Genomic DNA, 10,601 nt, shown 5'->3' with positions numbered 1-10,601 from the left:
TCGGGCGCCCTGCGCGGTGGACAATAAGGGCATGACTCAGCAGGGGGACAACTGGTGGGACAAGCTCTACGACGAGTCGGTACCGGAGACGGGACCGACGGCGACGGGCGACACACTGGACGACCGCTTCGACTCGGCCGCGCTGGCCACGGCGGCCGGGGCCACTACGAGGTGCCCGCCTACGAGGCGCCGGCCCCCTGGAGCGCCAGTCCCGAGCCGCCCGCACCCGCGCCCGAGCCTCCCGAGTCCGCCGCGCCCGCGCCGACCGTCGAGGTCCCCGTCCCCCGGCCCCGTACCGGCCACATCGGCAGCGGCCCGCCCACGTACGAGCCGGAGCCCACTGCGCTGCCCGCCGCCCACCCCGGCGAGCTGGCCGACCTCGTCGCCGACACCGTCCTCGACGGCGCCCGCTACGGCGTCTGCACCCTGCGCGCCGCCGCCGTCCGGGGCGACTCCGCCCGCTATCGCGGCGAACCCCGCCGCGACGCCCTGCTGACCGCCCGCTTCGGCCACGACGAGTCCGCTCTCGTCCTCGTGGCCGTGGCCGCCGGCGCCCGCACCGCCGAGGGCGCCCACCGCGCCGCCGCCGACGCCTGCCGGTGGATCGGCGAGGCGGTCGGCCGCAGCCACTCCCGGCTCGCCGAGGACATCCGGGCGGGTCGCCGCGGCGACCTCAAGTCCGGTCTCCACCGCCTCACCGACCGCACCTACGGCAGGCTCCGGGCCCGGGCGGCCGACCAGGGCGTGGCACCGGAGGAGTACACCGCGAGCCTGCGCTGCCTGCTCCTGTCCGCCGATCCCGACTGCCGCACGCGCGTCTTCTTCGGCATCGGCCGCGGTGGGCTCTTCCGCCTCCGCGACGGTGCCTGGCAGGACATCGAGCCGCTCGTCCCCGAACCCTCGTCGCTCACCGGTGCACCCGTCGTCGGGTTCGGCTCGCCGCCCGCGGACGTCCCCGAGGCGACGCCGGAAGGCGACCGGCTCACCATGGACCTCGGCATCACCACGGCTCCCGGCCCCCTCGTCGAGGATCCGCTGCCGCCCCCCGCCGAACCCTTCCGCTTCCGTGCCTCCGTCGCCCGGCCCGGCGACATACTGCTGCTCGCCTCGAACGGCCTCGCCGAACCGATGCGGGGCCAGCCCGCCCTCGCCATGGAGCTCGCCACCCGCTGGGCCGCCCCCGAACCGCCCGGACTCGCCGCCTTCCTCGCCGACGTCCAGCTGAGGGTGAAGGGCTACGCCGACGACCGTACGGGGGCCGCCGTCTGGGAGGCGTGACGGCGCGGCCCGTGGGTTGATGGACCCATGGCCAAACAGAATGTCGCTGAACAGTTCGTCGACATCCTCGTCCGGGCGGGCGTGCGACGCCTGTACGGAGTCGTCGGCGACAGCCTGAACCCCGTCGTCGACGCCATCCGCCGCACCCCCGACATCGACTGGATCCAGGTCCGCCACGAGGAGGTCGCCGCGTTCGCGGCGGGGGCCGAGGCCCAGATCACCGGTCGGCTCGCGGCCTGCGCGGGGTCCTGCGGTCCGGGCAACCTGCACCTCATCAACGGCCTGTACGACGCGCACCGCTCGATGGCCCCGGTCCTGGCCCTGGCCTCGCACATCCCGTCCAGCGAGATCGGTCTGGGCTTCTTCCAGGAGACCCACCCCGACCGCCTCTTCAGCGAGTGCAGCCACTACAGCGAGCTGATCTCCAACCCGCGCCAGATGCCCCGGCTGCTGCACACGGCGATCCAGCACGCCGTCGGCCAGAGCGGCGTCAGCGTCGTGGCGCTGCCCGGCGACGTGGCCTCCGAGCAGGCCCCGGACAAGACGGTCGAGACGGCACTGGTCACCGCCCGGCCCACCGTCCGGCCGAGCGACGCCGAGATCGAGGCCCTGGCCCGGATGATCGACGACGCCGAACGGGTGACGCTGTTCTGCGGCAGCGGGACCGCCGGCGCGCACGCCGAGGTGATGCAGTTCGCCGAACGCGTCAAGTCGCCGGTGGGCCATGCCCTGCGCGGCAAGGAGTGGATCCAGTACGACAACCCCTTCGACGTCGGCATGAGCGGACTGCTCGGCTACGGCGCCGCGTACGAGGCCACCCACGAGTGCGACCTGCTGATCCTGCTCGGCACGGACTTCCCGTACAGCGCCTTCCTGCCCGACGACGTGCGGATCGTCCAGGTCGACGTGCGGCCCGAGCGCCTCGGCCGGCGCTCCAGGCTCGACCTGGCCGTCTGGGGGGACGTGCGCGAGACGTTGCGCTGCCTCCTGCCCCGGGTGCGTGCCAAGACGGACCGCCGTTTCCTCGACAAGATGCTGAAGAAGCACGCGGACGCCCTCGAAGGCGTGGTCAAGGCGTACACCCGCAAGGTCGAGAAGCACGTCCCGATCCATCCCGAGTACGTCGCTTCGGTCCTCGACGAACTCGCCGACGACGACGCTGTGTTCACCGTCGACACCGGCATGTGCAATGTCTGGGCCGCCCGTTACATCTCGCCCAACGGCCGTCGTCGCATCCTCGGTTCCTTCTCCCACGGCTCGATGGCCAACGCCCTCCCGCAGGCGATCGGAGCGCAGTTCACGGACCGGGGGCGGCAGGTCGTCTCGATGTCCGGCGACGGTGGATTCTCCATGCTGATGGGCGACTTCCTCACCCTGGTCCAGTACGACCTCCCGGTGAAGATCGTGCTCTTCGACAACTCCGCGCTCAGCATGGTCGAGTTGGAGATGCTGGTGGCCGGACTCCCCTCGTACGGGACGACCAACCGCAACCCCGACTTCGCCGCCATCGCCCGCGCGGCCGGGGCGTACGGCGTCCGGGTCGAGAAGCCGAAGCAGCTCGCGGGCGCGCTGAAGGACGCGTTCAAGCACAAGGGTCCGGCCCTGGTCGACGTGGTCACCGATCCCAACGCGCTGTCGATCCCGCCCAGGATCAGCGCCGAGATGGTGACCGGTTTCGCCCTCTCCGCCAGCAAGATCGTGCTCGACGGGGGAGTGGGCCGCATGCTCCAGATGGCCCGGTCCAACCTCCGCAACCTGCCCAGGCCGTGACGGCGGGATTCGCTCGCCTGCGCGAACCGTCACTCCGGAGAGTGGAACCCCGGCGTCCAGTGGGCGCAGCGCGACCCGCCGCTGACCAGGGCGGCACAGGCGTCCCAGAAAGCTGAGGGCTCCCAGGTTCCTACCGACGGAGCGATCCCTCATGTCCCTGCATTCCCCCGGCGCCGCGCCGGGCGCCTCTCTGCGGCGAGCGCCGCCGGCCTGACCCTCGTGCTCGGCCTGCCGGGAGCGGCGACCGCCGCTCCCGGCGACCTCGATCCCGCTTTCAGCGGCGACGGCAAGGTCGTCACCGACGTGGCCAACGTGGAGGACAGCCAGGACGTCGTCGTCCAGCCGGACGGCAAGATCCTCACCCTCGGCAACGGCTTCGACTTCGACGGGCCCAACGACTTCCTGCTGGTGCGCTACAACGCCGACGGCAGCCTCGACACCACTTTCGGCGGCGGCGACGGCATCGTCGTCACCGACTTCGGCGCCTCCACCAACGACGAGGCCCGGGCCCTCACCCTGCAGGCCGGCAAGATCGTCGCGGTCGGCCGCAGTGACACCCCCGACGGCAGCAGGGCCCAGCTCGCGGTGGCCCGCTACCTCCCGGACGGCTCCCTGGACACGGCCTTCGACGGCGACGGGAAGGTCGTCACCGCGCTCGGCGGAAGCGTCTCCACCGTGGGCAACGCCGTGACCTCGGGAACCGACGGCCGGATCCTCGTCGGCGGCACCTACGGCGGCGACGCCATGGTCGCGGCCTTCACCGCCTCCGGTGCCCTGGACGTCTTCGGCGAGGACAACTCCGGCAAGTCCGTCTTCCCCTTCGCCGGCGGGGGCTCCTCCGTCCAGGACCTGACGGTGTATCCCGGCGGACTGCTCATCGCCGCCGGCTCCAGCCCCGCGGGCTTCGGACTCGTACGGCTCTACCAGGAGACCGGCCTGGCCGACGTGACCTTCGGCGACGAGGGCAAGGTGGCCACCGCGTTCGGCACCTCGGCCGAGAGCGTGGCGCTCCACCCCGGCGGGAAGATCGTCGCCGCCGGGTCGAGCGGAGACGGCCTCGGCTCGCAGTTCGCGGTGGCCCGGTACGACGAGAACGGCGCCCTCGACCCCGCCTTCGACGGCGACGGCAGGGTCACCACCTCCTTCGGCGGCACCGGCGCGGCCGGACGCGACATGGCGGTGCAGACGGACGGCAGGATCGTGGTCGCCGGAGCGGCCAACTCCGACTTCGCGCTCGCCCGCTACAACACCGACGGCTCCCTCGACACCGGTTTCAGCGGCGACGGCAAGGTGACCACCGACTTCGAGGGCAACTTCGACGACGGCCGCGCGGTCGCCCTCCAGCCCGACGGCAAGATCGTCGTGGCCGGCAACGGCAGCGACAGCCACGCGGTGGCCCGCTACCAGATCAGCGGGACGCCCCCGCCGCCCAGCGTGGACATGTCCGTCACCAAGACCGGTCCCGCCACCGTCAGCATCGGGGACCAGGCCACGTACACGATCCGGGTCACCAACAACAGCGCGGTGACCGCGACCGCCGTCTCGATCTCCGACACCCTGACCGGCGGCTCCGGCACGCTGCTCTCGGCCGCGCCCAGCCAGGGCGGCCCGTGCACGGTGAACCCGACCACGATGAACTGCCGCCTGGGCGACCTCGCGGCGGGCGCGTCCGCCACCGTCACGGTGGTGGCCGAACCGCGGGCCACCGGCACCCTGACCGACTGGGTGGCGACGGCGGCGGTCGAGGCCGACCCGGCGCCCGCCAACAACAACGCCAAGGCGGCCACGACCGTCAACAACGCCCGCGGCTGCACGATCATCGGAACGAGCGCCACCGAGACCCTCAACGGCACCTTCGGCAACGACGTGATCTGCGCGCTGAGCGGCAACGACACCGTGAACGGCGGTGGCGGGAACGACACCGTCCACGGCGGTGCGGGCAACGACTGGGTCGACGGCGGCAACGGCGCCGACCGGCTCTACGGGCAGAGCGGCAACGACCGGCTCAACGGGGACGCGGGCAACGACACCCTCGACACCCGGGACGGCGTCGCCGGCAACGACGCCGCGTACGGCGGGCTCGGCTTCGACACCTGCTCCACCGACTCGGGCGACTACCGCAACAGCTGCCCCTGAGCCGGCGCAACGCGCCCCCTTCGCCCGGCGCGCGGACCGGAGATGCCCCGACACGTCCGTTCGGTGCCGGTCCGGCATGAATGCGGGCGGGCCTGCGGGGCATGCATCCCCGTGAGCCTGTTCGAGGCAGGGAGTCCGTGAAGTGGTACCGACGTGTGGGTGGGGGTTATGGCCGGGGAGGCGGGACAGCCGACTCAACTGCTGAAGAAGCTGGGAGGTGCGGATCTCACGGCGGTGCCGGAGGTCAGACACGCCTTGCGCGCGATGCTGCGGAAATGGGGCGGCCCAGGCGCCTCCGACGTGGCGGAACTGCTGACCAGCGAGCTGGTGACCAACGCGCTGATCCACACGGAGCAGGGCGCGGTGGTGACCGCGACCGTGGTCCCCGACGGACTCAGGGTCGAGGTCCGGGACTACGTCTCCGGACTGGCCGGGCTTCCCGGACCGCACGTACCGATCGCCGACGACGGTACGCACGGCAGGGGGCTCGTCCTGGTCCAGGCGCTGGCCGACTCCTGGGGGGTGGAGGACCACGGCGTGGGCAAGGTGGTGTGGTTCGAACTGGACGGTGGGGCCGCCTGAACCGGGCGGCCCCACCGTCGGGGGCGGTACGCGAAGGGTGAGCCTCAGCCGAACTGCTGCTCCAGGTCCTTGAGCTTGCGCTCCAGGGAGTCCAGTCGGGGCAGCGCCTGGGTGTCGTCCTCGGCGGTGAGATCCACCGTCCGGGACTCAGCGCCCTTCACGGCCGCGAGGGAGGGCCGGGGTCGAAGCGGCAACTGTCCGGGATCCGCTATGGCGGGCTCCGCGACGGCCGTCCCTGCGGACGTCGCGGAACCGGTACCGGAGCCCAGAGCGGCCACCTCCACCTGACGACCGCCGCCGCGGCCGAGCCCGAAGGCCCGGTGCTGCCGGCTGATCGCCTTGAGCCGCGCCCGGTCGAGCTTCTCCTGATCGCGCCTGCGCAGGCGGTTCTGCTGCCTCTCGCGCCGGTCCTCGCGCACCTCGTCGACCGCCTCGTCCAGGGTCCGCACGTTCTCCAGGAGCATGAGCGACCACGCGGCGAACGTCTCCCGGGGTGCGCGCAGCCACCGCACGATCCGGATCTGCGGCAGCGGGCGGGGCACCAGGCCCTGCTCGCGCAGCGCCGCTCGGCGGGTCTGCTTGAGGGCCCGGTCGAAGAGGACCGCCGCCGACAGCGACATGCCCGCGAAGAACTGCGGGGCTCCCGCGTGTCCCAGACCGCGGGGGGCGTGGACCCAGTTGAACCAGGCGGCCGCGCCGGCGAAGGTCCACACCAGCAGGCGCGAGCCGAGCGCCGCGTCACCGTGGCTGGCCTCGCGGACCGCGAGCACCGAGCAGAACATGGCGGCGCCGTCGAGCCCGAAGGGGACGAGGTACTCCCAGCCCCCGCTGAGGTTGAGGTTCTGCCGGCCGAAGCCGACGAGTCCGTGGAAGGAGAGGGCCGCGGCGACCGCGGCACAGCAGAACAGGAGGACGTAGGAGGCGGTTCCGTAGACGGCTTCCTTGCGTCTGCGGCGCTCCTCGCTGCGTTCCCAGGAGTCCTCGGCCGCGGCCTGGTCACCGGCGCGCTTGCCGCGCGCGAGCACCGCCACCGCCGTCAGGACCCCGGCCACCATCACGCCACCCGGAAGCAGCCAGTCCAGCGATATGTCGGTCAGTCTCATGCGGTGTCCCTTGCATCGCAGTAGGGCGTTTCGGCGGCCCATACTGGCCGACCTCGCAGGGCGCACAGGGGGTTTCACGGCAAGAGCACGCCATCGGGGCCGCACGGCATGCGAATAGGTGTGATCTGGTCGAACGGGCGGCCGGGTGAAGGGAGTTGCGTTCGATTTCAAGCCACCCTTCGGGGTGGCTTGACCGTCAGGCGGTCGCGGCGAGCCGCCGGACCCGCTCCTCGTCACAGGTGCGCGGACACGTCAGACAGGTGTCCTCGGGGCGCAGCGTGTAGAAGAAGCAGCACGTGGCCCGGTCCCGGGTCGCCCGCGGCTCCTCCCCGGCGGCACCGGAGCCCGGCAGCTCGCGGAAGCCCGCCGCCCCGGCGTACGGCTTGGCCGTGCCCGGCATGAGCAGCTCCAGCTCCGCCATCCCGCGCGGCTCCTCGCCGAGCAGGGTCGCGATGTACCAGAGCCCCTCCACGATCTCGTCCGTGGCCATGCCCCACAGCGCCCGCCGTCCACGGCGCATCCGGGAGCCGAAGCCGGCCAGGATCTCCTCGAAGTGCTCGGCGAGCGAGGCGCGCACCTCGGCGCGCAGCGCCTCCTCGTCCGGCACGACCCGGGCCCCCGGCAGGGCGGCCGCGGGGTCGCCGGGCAGGCAGGCGAACTCCTCGACGCGCACGGCCAGCCGCCCGAGCGCGCGCTGGAAGGCCACGTTGCGGGCGGGCAGGCGCGGCACCCGGCGGTGCAGGAACCAGGGGACGGTGACCAGGAGGCAGGCGGGCCAGGCGTAGCGGTGGAGGCCGAAGCTCGCGACGACGTCCGGTCGGGCCCGCGTGCCGTAGTCACGGATCACCTGGGCGTCGTCCCAGGCCAGAAAGGCGTCGAGGGCGGCACCCCCCGCGCCGAGCTCGTCGGCGCCGACCCAGCCGCCGCCGCGGGGCATCCGTTCGTCCCCGTCGTGCTCGTCTATCCGCAGGCCGGGGAACACCTCGCCGAGGCGGGCGTAGGAGGCCGCGACAGGCGAGGTGAGGGGAGCGGGCAGCAGAGCGGGGACGGCCATACGGGACCACCGAATCGCGATCGTTAGCAGGTAAGCCTTACCTTACCCGACGCGTGCGATGTTTGAACTGCAGCCTTGTCCGCCTATGGTGCACAGGGGGACCCGGGATCGCGAGCCGGGCCCGGCACGAAGCCGCAGGAGGACCCGGGTGGAGCAGGGCAGAGCGCGCGAGCGGGCGGCGGAGGAGCCGTACCCGCCGTACGACGGTGCCGCGCGCGTCCCCGCACAGGCGCGCGGGAGCGGCGCCGCACCCCGCCCCGAGCCCTCGGGCGCCGCCCGCGGCGAGCACACCCACGGCGAGCCGCCCGCACCCCGCCTCCCGCGCCCGGTCCAGCGCCACTCCGTCCGCGGCCAGATCCTGCAGGCCCTGCGCACCGCCCTCGTCGGGGGCGAACTGGTCCCCGGCGAGGTCTACTCCGCCCCCGCCCTCGCCGAACGGTTCGGCGTCTCCGCGACCCCCGTGCGCGAGGCCATGCAGCAGCTCGCGACCGAGGGCGCCGTCGAGGTCGTGCCGAACCGCGGCTTCCGGGTCACCGAACGCACCCCCCGCGAGCTCGSCGAGCTCGCCGAGGTCCGCGCGCTCATCGAGGTCCCCGTCATGCTGCGGCTGGCCCGCACCGTCCCGGCCGCCCGCTGGGCCGAGCTCCGGCCCCTCGCCGAGGCCACCGGGGCGGCCGCGGCCCGCGGGGACCGCGCCCACTACGCCGAGACCGACCGCGCCTTCCACCGCGCCGTCCTCTCCCTGGCCGGCAACGCACAGCTGCTGGCCGTCGCCGACGACCTGCACCGCCGCTCCCAGTGGCCGCTGGCGAGCGCCCCCGTGACCCGGCACGGCGACCTCGTCGCCGACGCGGCCGAGCACACCGCCCTGCTCGACGCGCTGATCGCCCAGGACCTGACGGTCGTGCAGTCCCTGGTGCGCGAGCACTTCACCGGATCGGGTGGCTGACCACTAAGGTCGTTGCCGTCAGCCCGTCCCGCCGGCCGGCCCGCACGCCGGCTCGCGCAGCGCCGTCCGTGAGGTGTCCCATGCCGTCCGCGACTCCGATTCCGGTGCGGTGGGGATCTCCCCGGCGCACGGCCGGGGGAGGGCGCCCGTGAGCGGGTCCCCCCGCGGGCAGCGGCCCCCCGCCGGTACCGAGGCCGCCGCCGCCGCACTGCTCGGCTGGCTGACCGACCCCGACGCGCCGCGGCTCTGTCTGGTCACCGGCGGGCCGGAGCGCGGCAAATCGGCCCTGCTGGCCTGGCTCGCCACGTACGGCTCCCGTTCCGGCGGCCGCCGCAGGCGGTCGGCACGGGCGGTCGTGCCGCTCGCCGGACAGAGCGCCCTCGGCGCCGCCTGGGCGCTGGCGAACCGCCTCGGCGTGGTCGCCCGCACCCCGGGGGAGCTGGTCCGGGTCCTCGCCACCACCGAGACCCGCCGCGCCGTGCTCCTCCTCACCGACCTGCAGGCCGCCGCCGAACCGGAGGCCTGCGCCGAACTGCTCGCCGACCTGGCCGAGTCCGGTCGCGTCCGCATGGTCGTCGAGACCGGCCCGCACCCGCCCGCCGCGCTGACCGCCCGGCGCGCCGCGACGGTGTCCGTGGACGGCGGGGCGGCGGCGCCGACCGGCCCGTGGCCGGGGGAGGCGGAGCCGGGGCCCGACCCGGCCGACCCCGTCGCCGTCTGCACCGCCGACCCGGTGCGCGTCACCACCGCCTACATGGCCGACCCGGACGAGGAACACGGTGGACTGCGGGCCGCCTGGCTGCGTGCCGGTCAGTCCCTCAGCCGCGACCAGGATCCCGCCGACCGCGCCCTCGTCCTGCTCGGCTCCCTCGGTGACGGCGCGGACCCCCGGCTCCGTCCCGCCCTCGCGGAGCTCGCGGCCGCCGCGCCCTGGCGGGTGCGGTGGACGCGGGTCCGCGGCGACCTGACCCCGCCCTGGCCGGGCCCGGCGACCTCCCTCGGCGTGGGCCGGGGCGGTCTGCTCGTCGCCGGCCCGGCCGAGACCGTCACCCTGCTGGATCCCGTCGACGCCCGTCCCGTCGGCGAACCGGCCACCAGTCCCGGTGGCCGGGTCAAGGCCCTCGCGCCCGCGCCCGACGGCGCCGTCCTGCTCCTGGACGAGCGCGGCCGGCTGCACACCGTACGGGGCTCGGCGCCCCGTCCGCCGTATCTGGAACGGCTCACCGAGGCCGTGACGGCGACCCTGAGCCGGCACCCGGGCACCGCGCTCGCGGCGATCGCCGGCTCGGTGGTGGTCGGCGACCGGCTCGGCTCCGTGCACGCCTTCGGTCTGACGGGCGTTCACCAGGCGTCGCTGCACAGCGGACGCGTCACCGCGGTGACCGCCGTCGAGACGGCCACGCCGTTCGTCTGCAGCGGCGGCGCGGACGGCACGGTCCGCGTCTGGGTCCCGGGCCGGGACCCCAAGCCCGGCCCGCTCACCTCGCGGGAGGCGGCGGTCGTGGACCTGCACGCGACGCCGACCGCGGCCGGGCCGGCGCTCGCCGTCGCCTGGGCCGACGGGCTCGTCGAACTGCACCACCTCGACTCCGGCACCCGGCTGGCCTTCCGCCCGGGGCCGCCCGTCCGCGCGGTGGCGGTCACCCCGGACGGCGGGCTGGTGATCGGGATGGACGAGGTGCTGGTCCTGCTGGACCCGGCCCCCCAGGAGAATCGGTGAAGTCCCGCA

Annotated in this window: 8 protein-coding genes; 6 read left to right on the top strand and 2 right to left on the bottom strand. The window is 74.1% G+C overall.

The annotated features are described in order from the left end of the window. The first annotated feature begins 171 nt into the window (after positions 1-171). The 4 genes from EAO71_RS27305 to EAO71_RS27290 all read left to right on the top strand — a co-directional run bounded on the left by EAO71_RS27305 (position 172) and on the right by EAO71_RS27290 (position 5,766). Positions 172-1,278, top strand: a complete 1,107-nt coding sequence (locus EAO71_RS27305; protein ID WP_147980482.1) for a protein phosphatase 2C domain-containing protein — start codon at positions 172-174, stop codon at positions 1,276-1,278. A gap of 27 nt (positions 1,279-1,305) precedes the next feature. Continuing rightward, positions 1,306-3,048 (top strand): pyruvate dehydrogenase, encoded by a 1,743-nt coding sequence (locus tag EAO71_RS27300; RefSeq protein ID WP_147980481.1) that lies wholly within the window; start codon positions 1,306-1,308, stop codon positions 3,046-3,048. Between the two features lie 219 nt (positions 3,049-3,267). Beyond that, the gene (locus EAO71_RS27295) at positions 3,268-5,184 is read left to right on the top strand and encodes a DUF11 domain-containing protein (RefSeq protein ID WP_147980480.1); all 1,917 of its coding nucleotides are present in this window, start codon (positions 3,268-3,270) and stop codon (positions 5,182-5,184) included. A gap of 168 nt (positions 5,185-5,352) precedes the next feature. Further along, the gene (locus tag EAO71_RS27290) at positions 5,353-5,766 is read left to right on the top strand and encodes an ATP-binding protein (protein ID WP_147980680.1); all 414 of its coding nucleotides are present in this window, start codon (positions 5,353-5,355) and stop codon (positions 5,764-5,766) included. Between the two features lie 44 nt (positions 5,767-5,810). Here EAO71_RS27290 and EAO71_RS27285 read toward each other — a convergent pair whose 3' ends face one another. Continuing rightward, complete coding sequence (locus EAO71_RS27285) at positions 5,811-6,869, bottom strand: DUF2637 domain-containing protein (protein ID WP_147980479.1); 1,059 nt, start codon at positions 6,867-6,869, stop codon at positions 5,811-5,813. 196 nt (positions 6,870-7,065) lie between these two features. Then, the gene (locus EAO71_RS27280) at positions 7,066-7,923 is read right to left on the bottom strand and encodes a (2Fe-2S)-binding protein (protein ID WP_147980478.1); all 858 of its coding nucleotides are present in this window, start codon (positions 7,921-7,923) and stop codon (positions 7,066-7,068) included. Positions 7,924-8,071: 148 nt separating this feature from the next. On the opposite strand from EAO71_RS27280, the gene EAO71_RS27275 reads away from it, so the two are divergent. Both EAO71_RS27275 and EAO71_RS27270 read left to right on the top strand, forming a co-directional pair. Next, a complete protein-coding gene (locus EAO71_RS27275; RefSeq protein WP_147980477.1) occupies positions 8,072-8,872 on the top strand; it encodes a GntR family transcriptional regulator in 801 nt (266 codons plus the stop codon). 148 nt (positions 8,873-9,020) lie between these two features. Then, the gene (locus tag EAO71_RS27270) at positions 9,021-10,592 is read left to right on the top strand and encodes a WD40 repeat domain-containing protein (protein WP_147980476.1); all 1,572 of its coding nucleotides are present in this window, start codon (positions 9,021-9,023) and stop codon (positions 10,590-10,592) included. Positions 10,593-10,601: the final 9 nt, after the last annotated feature.

The sequence above is a fragment of the Streptomyces sp. MS191 genome, from assembly GCF_008042125.1.
Classification (GTDB): domain Bacteria; phylum Actinomycetota; class Actinomycetes; order Streptomycetales; family Streptomycetaceae; genus Streptomyces.
This window is presented reverse-complemented; position numbering and strand designations above follow the sequence as displayed.

Bases quoted from the DNA above. Each gene is read 5' to 3' on its own strand.
- EAO71_RS27285 (WP_147980479.1), bottom strand. From the start codon at position 6,869: ATGAGACTGACCGACATATCGCTGGACTGGCTGCTTCCGGGTGGCGTG.
- EAO71_RS27290 (WP_147980680.1), top strand. From the start codon at position 5,353: ATGGCCGGGGAGGCGGGACAGCCGACTCAACTGCTGAAGAAGCTGGGA.
- EAO71_RS27300 (WP_147980481.1), top strand. From the start codon at position 1,306: ATGGCCAAACAGAATGTCGCTGAACAGTTCGTCGACATCCTCGTCCGG.
- EAO71_RS27280 (WP_147980478.1), bottom strand. From the start codon at position 7,923: ATGGCCGTCCCCGCTCTGCTGCCCGCTCCCCTCACCTCGCCTGTCGCG.